This is a genomic window from Mycobacterium hainanense, assembly GCF_041890355.1.
Lineage (GTDB): Bacteria > Actinomycetota > Actinomycetes > Mycobacteriales > Mycobacteriaceae > Mycobacterium > Mycobacterium hainanense.
Map to the genome: position 1 here is coordinate 1,756,340 of NZ_CP169059.1, position 23,669 is coordinate 1,780,008.

Genomic DNA, 23,669 nt, shown 5'->3' on the forward strand with positions numbered 1-23,669 from the left:
TGCGGATGGTAGGCGCGACCAGCGAGCCGCGCACCGCGGCCACAGCGGTCAGCGGCGCGCGCATCCAGTTGTTTGCCGCGATGGTCCACGACCGCAATCGTTCTTACTGGGACGCCGAGTTCGCGAATCGGACGTGGGGCGGGCTGCTGGCGCCGCCGGCCCTGTTGATGGGGTGGCTGATCCCTCCGCCGTGGCAGCCGCAGGGCGGGCCGCCGGCGGCGTCCCTGGTGTTGCGGGTGCCGTTGCCGGGCACCACGTTCATCAACGCGGCCAACGACGTCGAGTTCCTGGAACCCATCGTCGAAGGAGATGTACTCACCGTAGTCGAGGAACTGGTGTCGGTGTCGCCGGAGAAGCGGACGCGGCTGGGCGTGGGCCATTTCGTCGAGACGCTGGAGACCTATCGTCGTCAGGACCGGACGGTGGTCGCCACCTGCCGCAACACGTTGTTCCGCTTCACTCCGGGGGCATCCCCGTGACCGGCGACGGCCTGGACTTCGACGAGATCACCGTCCCTGTCGACCTGCCCGAGGTGGTCGACCACATCAGTTACCAGCGTGTGGTCGAGAATGCCGGAGCGACGTGGGACTACTTTCCGGGCCATTTCGACCCGGAATATGCACGGCGCCAGGGCAATCCGACCATCTACGTCAACACGATGCACCTGGCCGGCTTCGCTGACCGAGTCGCGACCGATTGGGCGGGCTCGAGCAGTCGCGTGGTGCGCCGCTCCCTGCGGTTGACGGGTTCGGTCTACGCGGGTGACACGATGATCGGTCGGGGACGCGCGGTGGCCAAGCGTCGCGACGACTCGGTGGACCCGCCCCGTTGCCTCGTGGACATCGAGATTCAGGTGACCAATCAGCACGGCGCGCTGTGCTGCCCGGTCGAGCTCACCCTGCAGGTGCCCGCAAGTGGCCGATGACGAGGTAGCCGCGCTGCATCTCGCGGTCTGCCGACGGTTCGGCAAGGCCGTTCGATCGGCGCATGGCAGGTGGGATCGTCGCTCCCCGTGCGAAGAGTGGGATGCGCGCGGAGTGCTCGAGCACGTGATCGGTTTCCATGACGTACTTGTGTTGCGTCCCTTGAACCTGAAGCCGGACCGACCGCGAGACGATCCCCAGGCGCGATGGCAACTGACCTACGACGCGCTGACGGCGGCCGTCGAATCCGGCAGAGTGAGTCAGCTGGATGAGTACAGGTTGATGCCGAACCTGACCCGCGATGTCCTGGTGCACACGTGGGATCTCGCCCGCGCGGTGGGGGCGGATGATCGGTTGGATCCCACATGGTGCGGGCGGATGTACGACTGCCTACCCGCGGACCCGCGGGCCTTGAGCTCCTCGGGAATGTTCGGTGTTCCGATGGCTGTGCCTGACGAAAGCGACATGCAGGCAATGCTTCTCGCGCGGCTCGGCCGTGACCCGGCATGGCGACCGGAGACGGCGTAGCGATGGCTGCAACCATAAGACGGGTTCGGATTTTGATATCGCCGGTGATATCGCAAACGGGAATCGCCATATGCCCCGATCTTGGGCAGAGCACTGACGGCGGTTATAGCGGTGGCAGCTGCCCTTTGCACACCAACGTTTGGAGCTCGACGTATTCGTCAAGGCCCTCGGGGCCGAACTCGCGACCGATGCCCGACTGCTTGAAGCCCCCGAACGGGGCGCCGATGTCGAGCGTGTACATGTTGATGCCGTAGGTGCCGGTCCGCACACCGGCCGCGATCTCCATGCCGTGTGCGATGTCGGAAGTCCACACCGAACCGGCCAAACCGTAGTCGGTCTCGTTGGCGATGCGGATCGCGTCGTCCTCGTCGCGGTAGCGCAGCACCGTCAACACCGGGCCGAAGATCTCCTCCCGGGCGATGCGCATGTCGTTGGTGGCGTCGGCGAACAGCGTCGGCCGCACATACCAGCCGCGGTCCGACGGGCTGTCCTGGCCGCCGAGCACGACGCGGGCCCCCTCGGCCTGGCCGGACCTGATGTAGTCCTGCACACGTCGTTGTTGCCGTTGCGCGACAAGGGGTCCGATGTCGGTGGCGTCATCGGCGGGATCGCCCACCTGGAGGGCCGACATCATCTCGGCCAACGCGTCGACGACCTCGTCGTGTCGCCGGTCGCTGACCAGTATGCGGGTCTGGGCGACGCAGGCCTGGCCGTTGTTCATCAGGCCGGCGGTTTTCAGTCCGGCGACGGTCTTGCCAATGTCGGCGTCGTCGAGAATGATCGCCGCCGACTTGCCGCCCAGTTCCAGGCTCACGCGCTTGAGTTGCTCGCCGCACAGGGCGGCGATGCGGCGGCCGACGGCGCTCGAGCCGGTGAACGCGATCTTGTCCACGCCCCGATGACGCACCAGCGCCTCGCCGATCTCCGGGCCGCCGGGCAGCACCGAGACCACCCCTTCAGGTAGGTCGAGCTGCTCGATCATCTCCGCCAACCACAAAGCGTCCAAAGGTGTTTCGGGCGCAGGCTTGATGATCACGGTGCACCCCGCGATCAACGCCGGGATCAGCTTGGGCATGATCAGGAACTGCGGCACGTTCCACGGGACGATCGCACCGACCACCCCGACCGGGGCCCGGCGCAGGTGCACTTCGCCGAGCACGCCCTGGCGGCGTTCCTGCCACGGAAAGTCGCGGGCGGCGGCCAGTGACAGGTGGATAAGCGTCGCCGCGGCCGCCGCCTGGCCCAGCCGGCTGAAGCTGCGCGGGGAGCCCATCTCGTCGGTGATCAGGTCGGCCATCCCCTCGATGTGGCCGGCGTAGATCGTGGCGAGCTGCTCGACCTTGGCCATGCGCTCGGCGTGGGTCATCCGCGGCCACGGGCCGTGGTCGAAGGCGTGTCGCGCGGCGGCGACGGCCGCTTCGACGTCCTCCGGCCCGGCCACCTGGACGTGCCCGACCGGTTCTTCGGAGTGCGGGGAGATGACGGCGAGCTGTTGAGGGTTCACGGGCTTGCGCCACTGCCCCCCGATGAAGAGTTCGCTGTAGGACCGGTGGTCGGCAATTGCTGTCATCGGGCACTTCCTCGAGGGGTTTGGCGCGCGCACATGGCACAGTGACCGTGATTTCGCTATTGACGCTAACATAGCGAAAAAAGCAGCGAGGCCCGATATGACCAGCGATTGGCGCAGTTACCCGTTCCAGTTGGTACCCGGCGACAGCCAGCTGGACTTCCCCGCCGCAGAGGGCGAACACCCGGACCAGGAATCGGACACCTGGTTCATCGCCGGGCAGCTCGACGCCGCCGAGACCGGTCGGTCGTTTGCCTTTCTCACCATCTTCAACAAGAACCGGCCCGGCGGCACCGTGGTCGCGGACTTCTACACGCTGGCGCTGTTCGATCTCGACACCGGTGACTACGGCACCTACACCGACTACGACATGCCGCCGGCCAACATGGAGCCCGGCGCGCAGCGCAAGCTGAGCCTGGCGCCAGGCTACCTGGACATCCACTACTCGAGCGGAGCCGGCACCGCGTCGTGGACCACGTGCCGGGATGCCGACGGGGGGTTGCTGCCCTACACCTACCGCGTCAGCCTGGTCGGCGAGGACCAGTCGGGCCGCCCCATGCGCCTGGATCTGGCCGTAACGCCCACCCGCGCACCGACACCGGTGGGTGCCTCGACGTACAACGGGAAGATCTGTTGCTTCGGCCAGACCGAGACCTACTCGTACTTCCAGACCGGCATGGCGATGACGGGCACGCTGCGCTGGGGCGACGTCGTCGAACAGGTTTCCGGCAGCAGCGGGCACATCGACCGGCAGTGGTTCCCGAAGTACGCCGGCGGCGGCGGGACCGGGGGAGACCCGCGGGCCCGGTCCCACGAATGGCGCACGATCAACTTCGACAACGGCGTGGATCTGAGCATCTGGCGGCAGTTCGACCGCACCGATGGCAATGCGCTGCAGCCGTTTACCGGAGTGACGATGAGTCATCCCGACCCGGCCATTCCACCGGAGTGTGCCGAAGACGTCGAGGTGACGGTCAGCAGCTATGTGCGATGGCCGGAGGCGGTGCAGCCGTTGGTGCGGCCGCATGCGGCCGCACGGTACATGCCGGACCGCCACCGGATCACCTGCCGCACCATGCAATTGGACATCGTCGGCGAGCCGCTGGTGCCCGTGCCCGCGCACGGCCTGCCCATCGAATACATGGAGGGTCCGTACCGCTACAGCGGGACCCTATGGGGCAAACCCGTGACCGGCTTTGCGTTCAACGAGCGCTCGCTGGCCCTGTACCGGGACTGGGAGTTGGTCGACGTGCTGGCCACCACCGTCGCGAACATGGAACCCGCCGACCGGGACCTGCAGATGGCCGCGGGTCTACTGGTGCAGCTGTTGGCCCGGGGACGCCGACAGGAAGCGGTGGGACTGTTGACCACGGTGCGTGCGGCCCAAAGCGAAGCGCTGGCAACACTATTGGACGACCTTGTGGCGGCGCTCTCCGTCGCCGGTTGAGGGGCCGCGGATTTACCGCCCCGACGCGGCGCCGTCCCCGGCGAGCGCCCGGGCCCACGCGATGTGGCGATGCTGCAGCCCGGGTTCGTTGCGGCCGAACACCAAGTGGTCGCGAGCGCCCGACTCGAGGTTGGCCTGCAGACCCTCGACCAGCCGGTAGTCCTCGTCGCGCACGGTGGCGTGCGCGTAGTCGAAGACGGCCTGCGCGCCGGCGGCCACCGATTCCTCGGACAGGTCCAGCGGTGTCGAATTCTGATGCACGGTGATCGATCTTCCCGGTCGGTCGGCGGGGTAGATCCGGAACAGCTCGCCGTTGGCGATGGTGACCGACAGCACGATGTTCGGGAACAGCGCGTAGATGACGACCATGTTCTGCAACGGATCCCACTGCCCTTCGGCGACCTCGTCCAGGCCCAGGATCGTGTTGAGCGGGAAGATCAACCGGTGGTGCGGACCGAAGGCGTCGAAGACCGTGCAATTGCTGCGGGCGATCGTGGCGAAGGTCTTCTGGTGCACCGTGGCGAAATGATAGTTCTCCGAGAATGTGTCGACCGCGAGCTTCCAATTGATCGGGCAGTCGAGCACCTTCTCGCCCAGAGGTGACCAGCGCCCGATGCCCCAGGAATCGAGCTCGGCGGCCAGCGGGCTCAGGTGTGTGGCGACGTCCAGGGGGGTGCCGGGATCCAGTGCGATCCAAAGGAATCCGGCGAACTCGGCGGCCGGGAGTTCGGTCAGGCCGTCGCCCGGCTTCGCCGCGCTTGCGATCGCCGCGTTGGGAAACCCCTCGCGACCGGGCAGGCCGACCAAGCGGCCGGTGTTGTCGTAGGTCCACGCGTGGTACGGGCAGGTGAATCGCTTCGCGCTGCCGCATCCCGTCGCCACTTGCGATTGGCGGTGCAGGCAGACGTTGTTGAACGCCTTGACCGATCCGTCGGCCGTCCGGGTCAGCAGGATGGACCGGTCCATCACCGTCTTGGTGCAGTACGCGCCGGGGGCGGGCAGCTCCGAGGCATAGCCGACCAACTGGGGACTGGCCATCACCATGGCGCGGTCGCGCTCGTGACGCTCCGTCGAGGTGTAGTCCCGCGCCTCGACCCGGTGCTCCTGCGGGGCGAGATCGGTGGTCTTGTCGCGCGCCAACTTCAAGGCCCGGCGGGTGAGATCGATCAGCTGGTCGCGTTCCATCTGATCAGTACAGACCTTGCCACAGTTGTAAGGTCAAGGAGTGGCTGAGCAGTTGCTGATCGGCGACGTCACGGCCCTGACCGGGATCGCTTCCGGTCGCATCCGCCACTACGAGAAAATCGGCTTGCTGCGCGCCGAGCATCTGTCCAACGGGTATCGCGTCTTCGGGGTGGAGCAGGTGCTCGACCTGTTGCGCATCGATTTGATGAGAAGTCTCGGCGTCAGCATCAACGACATCCAGCGGCTGATCGCGGGTGGGCGCACCACGTTGGCTGGTGTGCTCGACGAGCACCGGACGTTGTTGGTGCGTCAGCGCGACCGGCTGGACCAGCTGATCGCGGCCATCGACCGATCCCGCGCCGCCACCGATTGCCCCGCCGAAGACGTCAACGAGGACATCCTGCGCAGGCTGGCGACCACCCACCGCGACAGCATCGGGGTCATCGGGCGGCTCAGCGCGCCGCTGCCCGAGCCCGTCACCGCCATGTACGCCGACCTGTTCCGGGAGTGGGACCTGCCGGTTCCGGTGCTCTTCGGGCAGATGGTCCTGCCGGCGGCGGCCAGCAAGCTGCTGGCGGAATTGGCCGAGACACCGGGACGCCAGGTGCTGTTCGACCGGTTGCGCAACCTCGCCGGCGACGTGATCAAGTTGGCCGACCACGGCGCGGCGACGCAGCTTGCCCAGCGCTGGATCGACGAGCAGATCGCCGACCCGCTGCCCGACGACGTGGTCGGCGTGCTGCGCGCCGTGCAACCGTCGTTGGAGCGCGACCCGGTGATCGTGCAGGGATTCCGCGCCTGGGCGGGATCGATCAACCCGGCCGCCGCCCGCTTCCTTGACGAGATCGCCCGGTTGACCGCTGACCGCGGCCTGGACGCGGTGAGCGTGATCGTGCTGCCCACGGTGACGCCACCCCAAACCCAGAGCGCGGCACTGTGATGCAGATGTGACCAGTGTGGTCAATGTGTTAGATGGGGTTACTGTCGTACTCTGTCGCTTGTGTCCTCGGTTTCGCGACGTGACCTGCTCAGACTGGCGGCCGCGACCCCGGCCTTGGTGGGCCTGGGCGTCGCGGGCGCGTCCGTGGGATCAGCACCGGCGTCGGCGTCGCTCGGCACCCTGTTGGACTACGCGGCCGGCGTCATTCCGGCCAGCCAGATCTGGGCGGCCGGAGCCGTGGGTTCGATCAGGTACGTGTCGGACCGGCGACCCGGCGGCAACTGGATGTTGGGCAAGCCGATCCAGGTCGCCGAGGCGCGCGACCTCAACAGCAACGGGCTGAAAATCGTTTCCTGTTACCAGTACGGCAAGGGCAACACCGCGGACTGGCTCGGCGGAGCCAACGCGGGGCTCCAGCACGCGCAGCGCGGGATGCAGCTGCACGCCGCCGCCGGCGGCCCCGCCAGCGCGCCGATCTACGCCTCCATCGACGACGACCCCTCTTACGACCAGTACAAACAGCTGATCGCGCCCTATCTGCGCTCCTGGGAGTCGGTGATCGGTCATCAGCGCACAGGTGTGTACGCCAATTCGAAGACGATCGACTGGGCGCTGCACGACGGGTTGGGCTCCTACTTCTGGCAGCACAACTGGGGATCACCCAAGGGATTCACCCACCCGGCCGCCCATTTACATCAGGTCGAGATCGACAAACGCAGCGTCGGCGGGGTCGGGGTCGACGTCAACGAGATCCTCAAGCCGCAATTCGGCCAGTGGTCCTAGCCGACCCATTCCTTCACCGGTCGCCGCGGGGCCGCGTCTCTTAGAGATCCCAGCAAACACTCGTTCGCTCATTCTTCGCGGCGGCGGGCGCGAATTCCGCCCGAGCGGCACGGCCCAGCCGGGCTCCGCGCGGCTCGGCGGCTCGAAATTTTTACATAACGATTACATAACAAAACTGCTTTGATCAGCGCAGTTATAGCTACTCGACCGTAACCACCTGCATGCAGCAGGTTTGTTCGCCGCGCCCGCGCCGCCGATTCGGGCAGGTGTTACCCACGACACGGTTACCCATGCGTAGAACTCACCAGTAACCAATCACCACGCAAAACGGGGGTCGATCCTTATGCCACTCTTAGTACAGCCGATGCAGTCCGCCGCGCCGCTCGCCACGGTCGCCCACCCGACACGACACCGGTCAGACGGATTTTCGGCCGCGATTCGATGCGGAATCGACGGAGTCTCTAGAGTTCCTGTCCCCTTCGGACCGGCTGAAGGCACTGACACGTAAGACGTACATGACGCATTGAGGGAGATACAGACGTGACGATCCACGAGCACGACCGGGTGTCCGCAGAGCGCGATCCGAACGGGCCGCACACCGCCCACGCTCTGGTCGACCGTCTGACGGCCGGCGAGCCGTACGCCGTCGCGTTCGGCGGCCAGGGCAGCGCCTGGCTGGAGACCCTCGAAGAGCTGGTGTCGTCGGCCGGGATCGAGTCCGAGCTGGCAACGCTGGTCGGTGAGGTGGAGCTGCTGCTCGAGCCGGTGGCCAAAGAGCTGGTGGTGGTGCGCCCGATCGGTTTCGAACCACTCACCTGGGTGCGGGCGCTCGCGGCGGAGGACCCCGTCCCGTCCGAGAAGCACCTGACCTCGGCCGCGGTGTCGATCCCCGGCGTGCTGCTCACCCAGATCGCCGCCGTGCGCGCGCTGGCGCGCCAAGGCATGGACCTGACCGACACCCCGCCGGTGGCCGTGGCGGGGCACTCGCAAGGGGTGCTCGCGGTCGAGGCGCTCAAGGCCGCCGGTACCCGCGACGCCGAGCTGCTCGCGATGGCCCAGCTGATCGGCGCGGCCGGGACGCTGGTCGCCCGTCGGCGCGGGATCTCCGTGCTCGGCGACCGCCCGCCGATGGTGTCGGTGACCAACGCCGACCCCGAGCGCATCGGCCGCTTGCTCGACGACTTCGCGCAGGACGTCCGCACCGTATTGCCGCCGGTGCTGTCCATCCGCAACGGCCGGCGTTCGGTCGTCATCACCGGCACACCCGAACAGCTGTCCCGGTTCGAGCTGTACTGCCAGCAGATCTCCGAAAAGGAAGAGGCCGACCGCAAGAACAAGCTGCGCGGTGGGGACGTCTTCGCGCCGGTCTTCGACCCGGTGCAAGTGGAGGTCGGCTTCCATACGCCCCGGTTGGCCGACGGCATCGACATCGTCGGCGGCTGGGCCGAGAAGGTGGGGCTCGACGTCACGCTGGCTCGCGAGCTGACCGAGTCCATCCTGGTGCGTCGCGTCGACTGGGTCGAAGAGATCGGCCGGGTGCACGACGCCGGCGCGCGCTGGATCCTCGACTTGGGGCCCGGGGACATCCTGACCCGGCTGACCGCGCCGGTGATCCGCGGCCTGGGCGTCGGCATCGTGCCCGCCGCGACCCGCGGCGGGCAGCGCAACCTCTTCACCGTCGGCGCCGTCCCCGAGGTGGCGCGGGCGTGGTCCACCTACGCGCCCACCGTCGTTCGCCTTCCCGACGGCCGGGTCAAGCTCTCGACGAAGTTCACCCGGTTGACCGGACGTTCGCCGATCCTGCTCGCGGGCATGACCCCGACCACCGTCGACGCCAAGATCGTCGCCGCCGCGGCCAACGCGGGCCACTGGGCGGAGCTGGCCGGTGGCGGGCAGGTCACCGAGGAAATCTTCGCCGCCCGCATCGCCGAGCTAGCCACGCTGCTCGAGCCGGGCCGCACCTATCAGTTCAACGCCTTGTTCCTCGACCCGTACCTATGGAAGCTGCAGGTCGGCGGAAAGCGCCTGGTGCAGAAGGCGCGTCAGTCCGGGGCGGCGATCGACGGCCTGGTGATCAGCGCCGGCATCCCGGACCTCGAGGACGCCGTTGAGCTGATCGAGGAGCTGGGCGACGTCGGCATCAGTCACGTGGTGTTCAAGCCCGGCACGGTCGAGCAGATCCGCTCGGTCATCCGCATCGCGACCGAGGTGCCCACCAAGCCGGTGATCATGCACATCGAGGGTGGGCGCGCCGGCGGCCACCACTCCTGGGAAGACCTCGACGACCTGCTGCTGGCAACGTATTCCGAGCTGCGGGCGCGCCCCAACATCACCGTCTGCGTCGGCGGCGGTATCGGCACCCCCGAGCGGGCGGCCGAGTACCTGTCCGGGCGCTGGGCACAGCCGTACGGATTCCCGCTGATGCCCATCGACGGCATCCTGGTCGGCACCGCGGCGATGGCGACCAAGGAGGCCACCACGTCGCCCTCGGTCAAGCGGATGCTGGTCGAGACGCAGGGCACCGACCAGTGGGTGGGCGCCGGAAAAGCCGTGGGCGGCATGGCTTCCAGCCGCAGTCAACTGGGTGCCGACATCCACGAGATCGACAACAGCGCCTCGCGGTGCGGGCGGCTCCTCGACGAGGTCGCCGGTGACGCGGAGGCCGTGGCCGCTCGCCGCGACGAGATCATCGCGGCGATGGCCAACACGGCCAAGCCGTACTTCGGCGACGTCGCCGACATGACCTACCTGCAGTGGCTACGGCGCTACGTCGAACTGGCCATCGGGGAGGGCAACTCCACCGCCGACACCGCCGCACCGGGCAGCCCCTGGCTGGCCGACACCTGGCGCGACCGGTTCCAGCAGATGCTGCAGCGCGCCGAAGCCCGTTTGCACGCAAACGATTCCGGCCCGATCGAGACCCTGTTCAACGATGCCGCTCTGCTGGAACGGCCGGACGACGCGATCGCCGCGCTGCGTGCGCACTACCCCGACGCCGACACCGTGCAGCTGCACCCGGCCGACGTCCCCTTCTTCGTCACCCTGTGCAAGACGCCGGGTAAGCCGGTCAACTTCGTGCCGGTCATCGACAAGGACGTGCGGCGCTGGTGGCGCAGCGACTCGCTGTGGCAGGCGCACGACGCCCGCTACGACGCCGACCAGGTGTGCATCATCCCGGGCACCGCGGCCGTGGCCGGCATCACCCGGATGGACGAACCCGTCGGCGAGTTGCTGGACCGCTTCGAGCAGGCCGCCATCGACGAGGTGCTGTCCTCCAACGGGCAGCCCCGCGCCGTCGCGTCGCGTCGACTGGGTCGCCAGGACGTGACCGGACCGCTCGCCGTGGTGCTGGACGCCCCCGACGTGCAGTGGGCCGGCCGCACCGCGACCAACCCGGTGCACCGGATCGCCGACCCGGGCGATTGGCTCGTGCATCCAGGCCCCGAAGGGCCCGAAAGCCGCCGCGCCACACACTCGTCCACCGGTGCTCGGCTCGAGGTCATCGGCGATCGAGTGGTGCTCAGCGTCCCGATATCGGGAACCTGGATCGACATCCCGTTCAGCCTGCCGGCCAACACGGTTGACGGCGGCACTCCCGTGGTGTCCACCGAGGACGCCGCCACCGCCATGCGCGCCGTCCTGGCGATCGCCGCCGGCGTCGACGGGCCGGAACTCCTGCCCGCGGTCGTCGACGGCACGGCCACCGCGTCGGTGGGCTGGGACCCCGAGCGGGTCGCCGATCACACCGGGGTCACCGCCACCTTCGGCGAGCCGCTGGCGCCCGGCCTCACCACCGTGCCCGACGCGCTGGTCGGCCTGTGCTGGCCCGCGGTCTTCGCGGCGATCGGCTCGGCGGTCACCGACGCCGGCATCCCGGTCGTCGAGGGCCTGCTGAGCCTCGTGCACCTGGACCACGCCGCCCACCTGGTCGGCGTGCTGCCCAAGGTCGCGGCCGAATTGGCAATCAGTGCAACGGCTTCCCCGGCCGTCGACACGGACATGGGCCGGGTGCTCCGGGTCGCGGTGACGATCGCCGGTGCCGACGGCGCGACCATCGCCCGTCTCGACGAGCGCTTCGCGATCCTGGGCCGCACGGGCGCGGCCGAGCTCACCGATCCGGTGCGGGCCGGCGGGGCGGTGTCTCCGAACGCGACCGACACCCCGCGTCGCCGCCGCCGCGACGTCCGGCTGACCGCCCCGGTCGACATGCGACCGTTCGCCGTGGTGTCCGGTGACCACAATCCGATCCACACCGACCGCGCGGCGGCCCTGCTGGCCGGCCTGGAATCGCCGATCGTGCACGGCATGTGGCTGTCGGCCGCGGCGCAGCACGCGGTGACCGCCACCGACGGCCAGGCGCGCCCACCGGCGCGGCTGATCGGCTGGACCGCGCGATTCCTGGGCATGGTGCGCCCCGGTGACGAGGTCGACTTCCGCGTCGAGCGCGTCGGAATCGACCAGGGCGCAGAGGTTTTGGAAGTCGCGGCCCGAATCGGGTCCGACCTGGTGATGTCGGCGACCGCACGCCTTGCCGCCCCGCACACGGTGTACGCCTTCCCCGGCCAGGGGATCCAGCACAAGGGCATGGGCATGGACGTCCGTGCCCGGTCGAAGGCCGCCCGCAAGGTGTGGGACAAGGCGGACAAGTTCACCCGCGACACGCTGGGCTTCTCGGTGCTGCACGTGGTGCGCGACAACCCGACCAGCATCATCGCCAGCGGTGTGCACTACAACCACCCCGAGGGCGTGTTGTATCTGACGCAGTTCACCCAGGTCGCGATGGCGACCGTGGCCGCGGCCCAGGTCGCCGAGATGCGCGAGCAGGGTGCCTTCGTCGAAGGTGCGATCGCCTGTGGCCACTCGGTCGGGGAGTACACCGCGCTGGCCTGCGTGACAGGCATCTACGAGCTGGAAGCGTTGCTGGAGACGGTGTTTCACCGGGGTTCGAAGATGCACGACATCGTGCCCCGCGACGAGTTGGGCCGCTCGAACTACCGGCTGGCCGCCATCCGGCCGTCGCAGATCGACCTGCCCGACGACGAGGTGCCCGGCTTCGTGGCCGAAATCGCCGAGCGCACCGGGGAATTCCTGGAGATCGTGAACTTCAACCTGCGCGGTTCGCAGTACGCGATCGCCGGCACCGTCCGCGGCCTCGAGGAGCTGGAGGCCGAGGTGGAGCGGCGCCGCGAGCTCACCGGCGGCAAGCGTTCGTTCATCCTGGTGCCGGGCATCGACGTGCCATTCCACTCGCGGGTGCTGCGCGTCGGGGTGGCGGAGTTCCGCCGCTCGCTGGAGCGGGTGATGCCGCGCGACAAGGACCCCGACGTCATCATCGGGCGCTACATCCCGAACCTGGTTCCGCGCCCGTTCACCCTGGACCGTGACTTCATTCAGGAGATCCGGGATCTGGTGCCGGCCGAGCCGCTCGACCCGATCCTCGCCGACTACGACACCTGGCTGACCGAGCGCCGCAACGAGATGGCGCGCATCGTCTTGATCGAGCTGCTGGCCTGGCAGTTCGCCAGCCCCGTGCGTTGGATCGAAACCCAGGACCTGCTGTTCACCGAGGAGGCGGCCGGCGGTCTGGGTGTGGAGCGCTTCGTCGAGATCGGTGTGAAGTCGGCGCCGACCGTCGCCGGACTGGCCACCAACACCCTCAAGCTGCCCGAATACGCCCACAGCACAGTCGAAGTGCTCAACGCCGAGCGCGACGCCGCGGTGCTGTTCGCCACCGACACCGACCCCGAGCCGGAGGCGGAGGCCGACGAACCGGCCGAAGCGCCGCAGGCTTCCGATGCCCCGGCGGCGGCCGCGCCGGCCGCCCCTGCGCCGTCGGCCGCACCTTCGGGCCCCCGGCCCGACGACATCGCGTTCGACGCCGCCGACGCCACCCTGGCGTTGATCGCACTGTCGGCCAAGATGCGCATCGACCAGATCGAGCAGCTCGACTCCATCGAGTCGATCACCGACGGCGCCTCGTCGCGGCGCAACCAGTTGCTGGTCGACCTCGGGTCGGAGTTGAACCTGGGCGCCATCGACGGCGCCGCCGAGGCCGACCTGGCGGGCCTGCGGTCGCAGGTCACGAAGCTGGCCCGCACCTACAAGCCCTTCGGCCCGGTGCTTTCCGACGCGATCAACGACCAGCTGCGCACCGTGCTGGGTCCCTCGGGCAAGCGGCCCGGCGCGATCGCCGAGCGGGTGAGGAAGACGTGGGAGCTCGGTGACGGCTGGGCCAAGCACGTCACGGTGGAAGTGGCGCTGGGCACCCGCGAGGGCACCAGCGTCCGCGGGGGCGCCATGGGCCACCTGCACGAGGGCGCGCTGGCCGACGCCGCGTCGGTCGACAAGGTCATCGACGCCGCCGTCGCCTCCGTGGCCGCGCGCCGCGGGATCGCCGTGGCGCTGCCCTCCTCGGGTGGCGGCGGCGGTGCGACCGTCGACGCGGCCGCGTTGAGCGAATTCACCGACCAGATCACCGGCCGCGACGGTGTGCTCGCCTCTGCGGCCCGCCTGATCCTGGGCCAGCTCGGCCACGACGACCCGGTGAGTGCGCCGCCGGCGGCCACCGACGCCGAGCTGATCGACCTGGTCACCGCCGAACTGGGCGCGGACTGGCCACGTTTGGTGGCGCCGGCGTTCGACGCCAAAAAGGCCGTCGTGTTCGACGACCGATGGGCCAGCGCCCGGGAGGATCTGGTCAAGCTCTGGCTGACCGACGAGGGTGAGATCGACGCCCAGTGGAAGAGCCTGTCCGAAAGGTTCGAGGGCGCAGGCCATGTCGTCGCGACCCAGGCCACCTGGTGGCAGGGCAAGTCGCTGGCCGCCGGCCGCCAGATCCACGCCTCACTGTATGGCCGCATCGCGGCCGGTGCCGAGAACCCCGACCTCGGCCCGTACAGCAGCGAAGTGGCCGTGGTGACGGGCGCTTCGAAGGGCTCGATCGCCGCGTCGGTCGTCGCGCGACTGCTCGACGGTGGAGCCACAGTCATCGCCACGACGTCGAAGCTCGACGACGAACGGCTGGCGTTCTACCGCGGCCTGTATCGCGACCACGCCCGTTACGGCGCGGCGCTGTGGGTGGTCGCCGCCAACATGGCGTCCTACTCCGACATTGACGCACTGGTGGAATGGATCGGCACCGAGCAGACCGAAAGCCTTGGACCACAATCCATTCACATCAGGGACGCGCAGACCCCGACGCTGCTCTTCCCGTTCGCGGCGCCGCGCGTCGCCGGGGACCTCTCGGAGGCCGGTTCGCGCTCCGAGATGGAGATGAAGGTTCTGCTCTGGGCGGTGCAGCGGTTGATCGGTGGGCTGTCCAAGATCGGTGCCGAGCGTGACATCGCGTCGCGGCTGCACGTGGTGTTGCCCGGATCGCCCAACCGCGGCATGTTCGGCGGGGACGGCGCCTACGGCGAGGCCAAGTCGGCGCTGGACGCGCTGGTGACTCGCTGGCATGCCGAATCCTCTTGGGCCGCAAGGGTCAGCCTCGCGCACGCGCTGATCGGCTGGACCCGCGGCACCGGGCTGATGGGCCACAACGACGCGATCGTCGAGGCCGTCGAGGAGGCCGGCGTCACCACGTATTCCACCGAGCAGATGGCGGGCATGCTGCTGGACCTCTGCGACGTCGAGTCCAAGGTGGCGGCGGCCGGGGCGCCGATCAAGGCCGACCTGACTGGTGGCCTCGCCGAGGCCAACCTCGACATGGCCGAGCTGGCCGCCAAGGCGCGCGAGCAGGCCACGTCGAGCGAGCAGCTATCGGAAGACGTTGCCGCCGAAGGCACCATCGCGGCGTTGCCGTCCCCGCCGCGGGCCGTCAAGCCGGCGCCGCCGCCGGAATGGGCCGACCTGGACGTCGACCCGGCCGACCTGGTGGTCATCGTCGGCGGCGCCGAGATCGGCCCGTACGGTTCGTCACGCACCCGGTTCGAGATGGAGGTCGACAACCAGCTGTCGGCGGCCGGCGTCCTCGAGCTGGCCTGGACCACCGGGCTGGTTCGCTGGGAGGACGACCCCCAACCCGGTTGGTACGACACCGAATCCGGTGACCTGGTCGACGAGACCGAACTGGTCGAGCGCTACCACGACATCGTCGTCGAGCGGGTCGGCATTCGCGAGTTCGTCGACGACGGCGCGATCGACCCCGACCACGCGTCGCCGCTGCTGGTGTCGGTGTTCTTGGACAAGGACTTCTCCTTCGTGGTGTCCTCGGAGGCCGACGCTCGCGCCTTCGTCGAATTCGACCCCGAGCACACGGTCGTGCGGCCGGTGCCCGACTCCAGCGACTGGCAGGTGATCCGCAAGGCGGGCACCGAGATTCGGGTGCCGCGCAAGACCAAGCTGTCGCGGGTCGTCGGCGCGCAGGTCCCCACCGGGTTCGATCCGACCGTGTTCGGCATCAGCCAAGACATGGCCAGCTCGACCGACCGGGTGGCGCTGTGGAACATCGTCGCGACCGTCGACGCGTTCCTGTCGTCGGGGTTCACCCCGACCGAGTTGATGCGGTGGGTGCACCCGGGCCTGGTGGCCAGCACGCAGGGCACCGGCATGGGCGGCATGACGTCGATGCAGACCATGTATCACGGCAACCTGCTCGGCCGGAACAAGCCGAATGACATCCTGCAGGAAGTGTTGCCCAACGTCGTTGCCGCACACGTCATTCAGAGCTACGTGGGCAGCTACGGCGCCATGATCCACCCGGTCGGCGCGTGCGCCACCGCGGCGGTGTCGGTCGAGGAGGGCGTCGACAAGATCCGCCTCGGCAAGGCCGAACTGGTGGTCGCCGGCGGATTCGACGACCTGACGCTGGAAGCCATCATCGGCTTCGGTGACATGGCCGCGACCGCCGACACGTCCATGATGCGGGGCCGGGGCATCCACGACTCGAAGTTCTCCCGGCCCAACGACCGGCGCCGGCTCGGCTTCGTCGAGGCGCAGGGCGGCGGCACCATCCTGCTCGCCCGGGGCGACCTGGCGCTCAAGATGGGCCTGCCCGTCTTGGCCGTGGTGGCTTACGCGCAGTCGTTCGCCGACGGCGTGCACAGTTCGATTCCGGCGCCGGGCCTGGGTGCCCTGGGCGCCGGTCGGGGCGGGAAAGACTCGCAGCTGGCGCGGGCCCTCGGCAAGCTCGGCGTGGGCGCCGACGACATCGCGGTGATCTCCAAGCACGACACCTCGACGCTGGCCAACGATCCCAACGAGACCGAGCTGCACGAGCGGCTGGCCGACTCGCTGGGCCGCTCCGCGGGCGCCCCGCTGTTCGTGGTGTCGCAGAAGAGCCTCACCGGCCACGCCAAGGGCGGCGCGGCGGTGTTCCAGATGATGGGGTTGTGCCAGATGCTGCGCGACGGGGTGATCCCGCCCAACCGCAGCCTGGACTGCGTCGACGACGAACTGGCCGGTTCGGCGCACTTCGTCTGGGTGCGGGAGACGCTGCGGCTGGGGGAGAAGTTCCCGCTCAAGGCCGGGCTGTTGACCAGCCTCGGATTCGGCCACGTGTCCGGCCTGGTGGCGCTGGTGCACCCGCAGGCGTTCATCGCGTCGCTCGATGCCGATCAGCGCGCGGACTATCAGCGGCGTGCGGAGGCGCGGCTGCTGGTGGGTCAGCGACGGTTGGCCTCGGCCATCGCCGGCGGCGCGCCGTTGTACGAGCGGCCGGCGGACCGTCGTTTCAGCCATGACGCTCCGGAGAAGCGTCAGGAGGCAGCGATGCTGCTGGACCCGGCATCCCGATTGGGTGAGGGTGAGGCCTACGAGGTCTCGGCCGGATGACGTCTTCGACCGTCCGTTAGCCTGGCGTCCCATGGGAATTGTCGGTGTGGGGATCGACGTCGTCTCCATCCCTGATTTCGCCGAGCAGGTCGATCAGCCGGGAACCGTCTTCTCCGAGACATTCACCCCAGGTGAGCGCCGGGACGCCTCGGACAAGAGTTCGTTCGCGGCGCGCCACCTTGCGGCCCGCTGGGCCGCGAAGGAGGCGGTGATCAAGGCGTGGTCGGGGTCCCGGTTCGCCCAGCGGCCAGTGCTGCCCGAGGACATCCACCGCGACATCGAGGTGGTGACCGACATGTGGGGGCGGCCCCGGGTGCGGCTGAGCGGCGACATCGCCAAGCATCTGGCGGATGTGACGATTCACGTGTCGCTGACGCATGAGGGAGACACCGCGGCCGCGGTGGCGATCCTGGAGACGGCCTGAGCGCTTACGCCGAGCGCTTACGCCGAGCGTCACGCCAGCGTGGCTGTCGACGCAGGGGGTCACGCTAGTGTGACGCTCGCGAGCGCGAGGTGCCCCCAGCTCGACGCCCGGGGGCGCACCCGGTCGGCGCAACCCGACTAGCCTCGAGATCATGAGCATGACACCGTCGCCGGCCGTGGGGCTTATGGACGAATTCACGCCGGTTTTCCTACCCAGCCCCCACGCTCGGCGTCCGAGGACAGCGGCATGAGCGATCTTGTCGAGCGCGTCCGCGAGCTGTTGCCGTCGGTGCGCCGCGACCTCGAAGACCTGGTGCGCATCGAATCGGTGTGGGCCGACCCGGGCCGCCGCGACGAGGTGCACCGCAGTGCGCGGGCGGTGGCGGACCTGTTGGCGCAGGCCGGTTTTGGCGATGTACGGATCGTCAGCGAGGGCGGCGCGCCGGCCGTCATCGCACGCCATCCCGCGCCGCCGGGCGCGCCCACCGTGCTGCTGTATGCCCACCACGACGTCCAGCCCGAAGGCGACGCGGGCCAGTGGTCGTCGCCGCCCTTCGAGCCCACCGAACGCGGCGGGCGGCTCTACGGCCGCGGCAGCGCGGACGACAAGGCCGGTATCGCAACGCATTTGGCCGCCTTCAGGGCGCACGGCGGTCAACCGCCGGTCGGTGTGACCGTCTTCGTCGAGGGCGAAGAGGAATCCGGCTCGCCGTCCCTGGGCCGGTTGCTGGCCGCCCACCGCGACGCGCTGGCCGCCGACGTCATCGTCATCGCCGACTCGGACAACTGGAGCACCGACGTTCCGGCGCTGACGGTTTCGCTGCGTGGCCTGGTCGACTGCGTGGTCGAGGTCGCCACGCTCGATCACGGCCTACACTCCGGTATCTGGGGTGGGGTGGTGCCCGACGCGCTGAGCGTCCTGGTGCGGCTGCTGGCCAGTCTGCACGACGACGACGGCAACGTGGCCGTCGCAGGTCTGCACGAAAGTACCGCCGCCGCGGTGGATTACCCGCCCGAGCGGGTGCGCGCCGAATCCGGCCTGCTGGACGGGGTATCCGAGATCGGTTCGGGCTCGGCGCCGCAGCGGCTGTGGGCCAAACCGGCGATCACGGTCATCGGCATCGACACCACGCCCATCGAGAAGGCATCGAACACGCTGATTCCGCGGGCCCGGGCGAAGATCAGCATGCGGGTCGCCCCCGGCGGCGACGCCGAGGCCCACCTGAACGCGTTGACGTCGCACCTGCGAGAGCACGCGCCGTGGGGCGCGCACGTCACCGTCACCCGCGGCGACGTCGGCGAGCCCTACGCCATCGACGCCAACGGGCCGGTCTACGAGGCCGCACGGGCGGCCTTCCGGCAGGCGTGGGGCACCGAACCCATCGACATGGGCATGGGCGGCTCCATCCCATTCATCGCCGAGTTCGCCGATGCGTTCCCGCAAGCCAAGATCCTGGTCACCGGCGTCGAGGATCCCGGCACCCAGGCACACAGCATCAACGAGAGCCTGCACCTCGGTGTGCTGGAACGCGCCGCGATCGCCGAGGCGCTGCTGTTGGCCAACCTGGCCTAGCGGCGCTCCGGACCAACCGCAATACCCCCGCTGGGATACGTCCGCGTCCACGGCTAAATGATCCGCCGTGGCCGGTGCGGAGTGCAATCGCCGGTGAGTTCGCCCGGCGTCGGCGGGTCAGACCGACAGGTCGCGCCGCAGTTTGGCGACGTGGCCGGTCGCCTTCACGTTGTACTGCGCGAGCGCGATCTTGCCCTTCTCGTCCACCACGAAGGTGGAGCGGATCACGCCCTGGACCGTCTTGCCGTACATCTGCTTCTCGCCGTAGGCGCCCCAGGCCGCCAGCACCTTGCGCTCGGGATCCGATAGCAGCGGGAACGTCAGCTTCTCGGCGTCGCGGAACTTGGCCAGCTTCTCCGGCTTGTCGGGGGAGATGCCGATGACGTCGAGGCCGGCGTCGCTGAGTTCGTGCAGGTTGTCGCGGAAGTCGCAGGCCTGCTTGGTGCAGCCCGGTGTCGAAGCCGCCGGGTAGAAGTACACGATGACGCGACGCCCCTTGTAGTCGGCCAGCGACACCTTGTTGCCGTCGGCGTCGGGCAGGCTGAAGGCGGGCGCTTTGTCGCCCGGCGCAAGCCGCGTGGTCTCGGCCAATTTCTGGGCCCCTTTCTGTTTACCGGAGCGTTGGGGTTATCGCCAGCTGATCTAGGGTAGTGCGTCAGGTGCATCAGGCCGATTGGGAGGACAGACACGTGGCGGACCGGGACCCCGAGGCCATCAAGCGGGACATCGACGTCGCCCGCGACCAGCTGGCGGCTACCGTCGACTCGCTCGCCGTGCGGGCCAACCCGCGCCGCCTGGCCGATGACCTCAAGGTTCGGGTTATCGCCTTCGTAAAAAAGCCCGCGGTGACGGTGTCGCTGGCCGGCGTCGGTGTCCTCGTCGTGGTGGTGGTGGTGCACCGCGTCCGCAACCGCTGACCCGTCAGGTCATGCCGGCGCCGGTGCCGCTTTGAACGTGCACCGGAATGTCGTCGGCCCAGGGCTGCGCCGTGACCATGTCGTCGACGTCGACATAGCCGCGCTCGAATTCGCCAGTCGCCGCGTCGACCAGCCGGTATTCCTGGCGCTGGATGTGGATGGGCTGCGCGTCCAGGATCACCACGCGCACATCGCCGGGCTCGAAATGGCAGCGCTGCTGTAGCGCCTCGATGAGGCACTCGTTGTGCATGTGCCCGTCGCCGAAGTTCCAGCCCAGCACCATCGAGCACAGGACCTCGCCCTCGCACAGGTTGTAGTCGTCCTCGTCGTAGCCGGCCAGCGCGCGGTGCACCAGGGTGAACAGCGCGCGGCCGTGGGTGTTCATCCCGCGGAACGCCATCGCCAGGTGCAGCGGGACCAGGGTGTCCTCCTTGGAGCCGTAGAGGCGTTCGAGCTGCAGGTGTTGCATCGGCCCGAGCGCGCGCGAGCCGGTGCGGAACTTCTCGTCGACCGACGGCTTGACGCACCACACCGTGGTGTCCCAGTTGCCGGCGTAATAGCGCATGCCCGGCAGGAAGGACACCTTGCGCGGGTAAAGGTTGCCGACCACCACGACACCGGCGATGACGACGAACAGGATCGCCACCGGCACCGGGTTGTCCAGGTCGGACAATCCGAGGCGAGCGTGCGCGACGAACAGCGACAGCACCCCGAAGATCATGAACACGTTCCACTCCAGCGGCACCCCCATCGGGAAGGCCAGCAGGATGTTCAGGTGGAAGACGATCATCACGAACGCGGCGATGGCCGTCGGCCAGCCGCCGTGCGAGAAGAGCAGCGCCAGCGGCACCAGGCCTTCCACGGCGGTGGAGAAGTGCGCGATGAAACCCGCCAGCGCGCTGGGCCGTAGGTCGTCCGGATAGCGCTTGAACATCGACCGCTTGAGCGCCCCGGACGGGATGAACGGGTTGTTCGCCAGCATGGTCGAGATGACGAATGGGAAGTGCCGGTTGAGTTTTGACGTGGCCGCCCCCAGCCAGATGACCATGAAGACCACCTTGGCCGCGATGACGGAGTCCGCGCCGGAGAACAGGAAGACCAGCGCCAGCGGCGCGTAGACCTCACCGCGAGCGGCCAGGAAGATCACCTTGTCGCGCAGGCCGATAACGGCCAGCACCGCCAGGATCGCGACGGTGTGCCATGGCGCCAGCACACCAACCTCGGTGTGCAGGGCCGGAATTGGGCCGGTGCCGTCGGACACCAGCGCGACGGAGAGCAGCGCCAGGAGCGCGCCGTAGAGGATGGCGTCGATCGGGCTGCGGACGCTGCCCTTGGTCAGCGGCACCCGGTCGGGCCATGGGGGCAGCCGGATGGTGCCGGGCCGCAACCAATACAGGATGGAGCCCATCGGCGGGAAGTAGCGGCCGGCCAGTGGCCCGAAGCAGCAGCCGAGGCCGACGACTTCGAACAGCATCGTGTACAGCACGGCCTTCTCGAACACGATCGGTTCCGACCACCACGCGGCCACGCCGGCGAAGCTGCCGATGCCCGTCGTGCACCACCCGAACACCCACCCGCCGAGGATGTAGAGCGCGATCTTCACGCCGTACATGACATGCATCACCAGCGGGGTGCCGAACCCGTTCTCGGCGATGTGGCGCACCATCGGAACGATCCGCTGGGCGCGGGGTTGCTTGCTCCATTCGGCCACGTCGACGACGGGCAGATTCGGCTGGATGAACCCCATTGCAGCTCCTTCGGCACGGCTCGTTCCACGGGGCACTCGCTGTGAAGGAGAAGCTACCTGCAGCCACATTCGTGCGGCAGCCGAATTACGCGGAAAAAAGCCGGGCCGGCTCAATTGGCGGGCGAAGAACTTCCTGGGATTTTTCTGAAGTGCGCCGTCAGGGTTTCGAACCCCGGACCCGCTGATTAAGAGTCAGCTGCTCTACCAACTGAGCTAACGGCGCTTTCGGCGGTCAAGACCGCGTACGCGACAATAACAGGCGTCCCGTCGCGAAGTGAAATCCCCCGATCTTTTCCAGCATAGCCACGACCGCGCGGGCCGGCCGCTGGTGGTGGACCGGTCAACGGGAGTGCCGCCGAACTTGCCCCGCGAAATGGCCTGCGGCCGTTGAACTCAACTTTAGAAAAGCGTTCCGCAGTACGGCGCCCGGTCGGTGCCGAAGGCGGCGTCGAGTTCGCGCAGCGCGCCGGGACGCAGTTCGGTGATGCGGTCCGCGCGGAACAGCTCGCGGGCCCGGTAAGCGCCCATGTAAGTCGTCGCCAAGTCGGCCAGTGAGATCTTGATGTCAGCGGGCCCGTCGTGCGGCGTGCACTTGCCCGCGCCGTCCCGCGTCTGGAGCAGGAACTGCCCCCCGGCGAGGTTGAGCGGGTCGGCGACGTCCAGCACGACGTCGGCATCGGCACTGTACTCACGGGCGCTGAGCACTTCGGGCACGTCGTTGATGCGCGCCCAGAGGAAATCGCTGATCCCTTTGGTCCGAGCGGCGCGCGGATTGCGCAGCTTGAGCGGCAGCGGGTCGTCGCGCGGTACCTCGATCTCTATGCGGTCGAACATGTCCAGAAACAGCAACGTCTGAAGCAGTTCGGTATGCGCTTCGTCGGTGATCGGGCAGAAGTCCTCGACGATTACCGTGCCGAAGGGTGGCTGGAAGGTGTGGTGCGGCTGATCGGCGATCCGATAGGTCAGGAAGCCGTCCGGGTGGACCGTGTGATACAGGGCGGACCGGTCGCCGCGCTGCGTCGGCCTGTCCTCCAAATAGTCCTCCCACCAAGCGCTGTTGCGCGCCACCGCCCCGGGGGTGACGTCGCACCAGCGCTCATAGATTTCCGGCAGGAGACGTCGTGCGCGGGCGGCGTTCACCTCGCGGGCCCGGTTGGTACTGGGCGCGGCCCGCAGTTTTGCCGCGCGCCGCTCGATCACGTAAGTGTGGCCGTGCGTCGCCACGCCGGCGCCGAAACCGTCGTAAATCCCGGTCTGGGTCGGGACACCGCAGACGATCGGGTAACCGCGATCCAGCAGAATCCCCAGCCCCTGCGCGCTGAGCTGGGCCCAAATTCCCTTGCCCTGATGCGTCGAGGCGACCGAGATCATCGTTAACCACGCAGCCCGCAGGCTGATGCCGCCCGGAACGGTCAGCCGCGACGGGTAGATGATGGAGGTGCCGACCGGAAACCGGTCCTGCGGATCGGAGACATCTTCCGCAATCAGTATGTCTTCCAGCGAAACTCGGCGCTTCCAGGCTTCGACTGTGCGCGAATCCACCGGGTCGCCGAACGTGCGCGCCTGGTTCTCATACAGAGCCAGCCAGTCATCTTCGGTTGGGTGCCTAATCGCGATGGCTTTGTCCGTCGTGTTCATCGCTCATCCAATCCGACACTGGTCCAACCGAACCGGCGCCGTGCATACCGAGTTCTCCTAGTACCGCGCCACTCCCGACCGATACCCGACGACCGGTACATCAAACGCAGTTCTAGATTAATGGTGTTAGAACGCCTGCGCTTATGCGCATGTGAGTGGCGATGGTCACTCGCAGCCGCGACCGTCTCCCGGAGGCGACACCAATTCGGTGCGGCGGGCGTCAG

The 23,669-nt window shown here is 68.4% G+C and carries 15 protein-coding genes and 1 tRNA gene; 10 read left to right on the top strand and 6 right to left on the bottom strand.

Annotation, left to right across the window (positions count from 1 at the left end; all coding sequences use genetic code 11):
• The first annotated feature begins 5 nt into the window (after positions 1-5).
• From ACEL92_RS08410 to ACEL92_RS08420, 3 genes are read left to right on the top strand one after another with little or no spacing between them, the layout of a single operon-like run.
• The gene (locus ACEL92_RS08410) at positions 6-479 is read left to right on the top strand and encodes a MaoC family dehydratase (RefSeq protein WP_374026127.1); all 474 of its coding nucleotides are present in this window, start codon (positions 6-8) and stop codon (positions 477-479) included.
• Positions 476-925: a MaoC family dehydratase gene (locus ACEL92_RS08415; protein WP_374025147.1), complete on the top strand. Its 450-nt coding sequence runs from the start codon at positions 476-478 to the stop codon at positions 923-925. Before ACEL92_RS08410 ends, ACEL92_RS08415 begins: the two co-directional genes overlap by 4 nt.
• Entirely contained in the window at positions 915-1,451 is a 537-nt protein-coding gene (locus ACEL92_RS08420; RefSeq protein WP_374025148.1) for a maleylpyruvate isomerase family mycothiol-dependent enzyme, read from the top strand. Before ACEL92_RS08415 ends, ACEL92_RS08420 begins: the two co-directional genes overlap by 11 nt.
• Positions 1,452-1,554: 103 nt before the next feature.
• On the opposite strand, the gene ACEL92_RS08425 is transcribed toward ACEL92_RS08420, so the two are convergent.
• Complete coding sequence (locus ACEL92_RS08425) at positions 1,555-3,021, bottom strand: aldehyde dehydrogenase (RefSeq protein WP_374025149.1); 1,467 nt, start codon at positions 3,019-3,021, stop codon at positions 1,555-1,557.
• Between the two features lie 97 nt (positions 3,022-3,118).
• On the opposite strand from ACEL92_RS08425, the gene ACEL92_RS08430 reads away from it, so the two are divergent.
• Positions 3,119-4,465 (top strand): lipocalin-like domain-containing protein, encoded by a 1,347-nt coding sequence (locus ACEL92_RS08430; protein WP_374025150.1) that lies wholly within the window; start codon positions 3,119-3,121, stop codon positions 4,463-4,465.
• Between the two features lie 12 nt (positions 4,466-4,477).
• On the opposite strand, the gene ACEL92_RS08435 is transcribed toward ACEL92_RS08430, so the two are convergent.
• Positions 4,478-5,650: an aromatic ring-hydroxylating dioxygenase subunit alpha gene (locus tag ACEL92_RS08435; protein ID WP_374025151.1), complete on the bottom strand. Its 1,173-nt coding sequence runs from the start codon at positions 5,648-5,650 to the stop codon at positions 4,478-4,480.
• Between the two features lie 40 nt (positions 5,651-5,690).
• Here ACEL92_RS08435 and ACEL92_RS08440 point away from each other — a divergent pair, with 40 nt between their 5' ends.
• From ACEL92_RS08440 to ACEL92_RS08460, 5 genes are all read left to right on the top strand, one after another.
• The gene (locus ACEL92_RS08440) at positions 5,691-6,590 is read left to right on the top strand and encodes a MerR family transcriptional regulator (RefSeq protein ID WP_374025152.1); all 900 of its coding nucleotides are present in this window, start codon (positions 5,691-5,693) and stop codon (positions 6,588-6,590) included.
• Positions 6,591-6,650: 60 nt separating this feature from the next.
• Complete coding sequence (locus tag ACEL92_RS08445) at positions 6,651-7,373, top strand: DUF1906 domain-containing protein (protein WP_374025153.1); 723 nt, start codon at positions 6,651-6,653, stop codon at positions 7,371-7,373.
• Between the two features lie 540 nt (positions 7,374-7,913).
• On the top strand, positions 7,914-17,147 hold the full coding sequence (locus ACEL92_RS08450) for a fatty acid synthase subunit beta domain-containing protein (RefSeq protein WP_374025154.1): 9,234 nt from the start codon (positions 7,914-7,916) through the stop codon (positions 17,145-17,147).
• Positions 17,148-17,178: 31 nt separating this feature from the next.
• Positions 17,179-17,571, top strand: coding sequence for a holo-ACP synthase (locus tag ACEL92_RS08455; RefSeq protein WP_374025155.1), 393 nt, complete (start codon positions 17,179-17,181; stop codon positions 17,569-17,571).
• A gap of 246 nt (positions 17,572-17,817) precedes the next feature.
• On the top strand, positions 17,818-19,143 hold the full coding sequence (locus ACEL92_RS08460; RefSeq protein ID WP_374025156.1) for a dipeptidase: 1,326 nt from the start codon (positions 17,818-17,820) through the stop codon (positions 19,141-19,143).
• A 117-nt stretch (positions 19,144-19,260) separates the two neighbouring features.
• Here the strand turns inward: ACEL92_RS08460 and bcp are convergent, their stop codons facing one another.
• A complete protein-coding gene (gene bcp / locus ACEL92_RS08465; RefSeq protein WP_374025157.1) occupies positions 19,261-19,734 on the bottom strand; it encodes a thioredoxin-dependent thiol peroxidase in 474 nt (157 codons plus the stop codon).
• A 98-nt stretch (positions 19,735-19,832) separates the two neighbouring features.
• Between bcp and ACEL92_RS08470 the strand changes: the two genes are divergently transcribed.
• Positions 19,833-20,060 carry a DUF3618 domain-containing protein gene (locus tag ACEL92_RS08470; RefSeq protein WP_067760600.1) on the top strand — a complete coding sequence of 76 codons (228 nt, stop codon included), beginning with the start codon at positions 19,833-19,835 and terminating at the stop codon, positions 20,058-20,060.
• A gap of 4 nt (positions 20,061-20,064) precedes the next feature.
• Here ACEL92_RS08470 and ACEL92_RS08475 read toward each other — a convergent pair whose 3' ends face one another.
• The 3 genes from ACEL92_RS08475 to ACEL92_RS08485 form a co-directional block, all read right to left on the bottom strand.
• Positions 20,065-21,807 (bottom strand): DUF3556 domain-containing protein, encoded by a 1,743-nt coding sequence (locus tag ACEL92_RS08475; RefSeq protein WP_374025158.1) that lies wholly within the window; start codon positions 21,805-21,807, stop codon positions 20,065-20,067.
• Between the two features lie 150 nt (positions 21,808-21,957).
• Positions 21,958-22,030 (bottom strand) — tRNA-Lys (locus ACEL92_RS08480).
• A 176-nt stretch (positions 22,031-22,206) separates the two neighbouring features.
• Positions 22,207-23,445, bottom strand: a complete 1,239-nt coding sequence (locus ACEL92_RS08485) for a GNAT family N-acetyltransferase (RefSeq protein ID WP_374025159.1) — start codon at positions 23,443-23,445, stop codon at positions 22,207-22,209.
• Positions 23,446-23,669 lie beyond the last annotated feature (224 nt).

Bases quoted from the DNA above. Each gene is read 5' to 3' on its own strand.
- ACEL92_RS08435 (WP_374025151.1), bottom strand. From the start codon at position 5,650: ATGGAACGCGACCAGCTGATCGATCTCACCCGCCGGGCCTTGAAGTTG.
- ACEL92_RS08455 (WP_374025155.1), top strand. From the start codon at position 17,179: ATGGGAATTGTCGGTGTGGGGATCGACGTCGTCTCCATCCCTGATTTC.
- ACEL92_RS08475 (WP_374025158.1), bottom strand. From the start codon at position 21,807: ATGGGGTTCATCCAGCCGAATCTGCCCGTCGTCGACGTGGCCGAATGG.
- ACEL92_RS08410 (WP_374026127.1), top strand. From the start codon at position 6: ATGGTAGGCGCGACCAGCGAGCCGCGCACCGCGGCCACAGCGGTCAGC.
- ACEL92_RS08430 (WP_374025150.1), top strand. From the start codon at position 3,119: ATGACCAGCGATTGGCGCAGTTACCCGTTCCAGTTGGTACCCGGCGAC.
- ACEL92_RS08485 (WP_374025159.1), bottom strand. From the start codon at position 23,445: ATGAACACGACGGACAAAGCCATCGCGATTAGGCACCCAACCGAAGAT.
- ACEL92_RS08425 (WP_374025149.1), bottom strand. From the start codon at position 3,021: ATGACAGCAATTGCCGACCACCGGTCCTACAGCGAACTCTTCATCGGG.
- ACEL92_RS08460 (WP_374025156.1), top strand. From the start codon at position 17,818: ATGAGCGATCTTGTCGAGCGCGTCCGCGAGCTGTTGCCGTCGGTGCGC.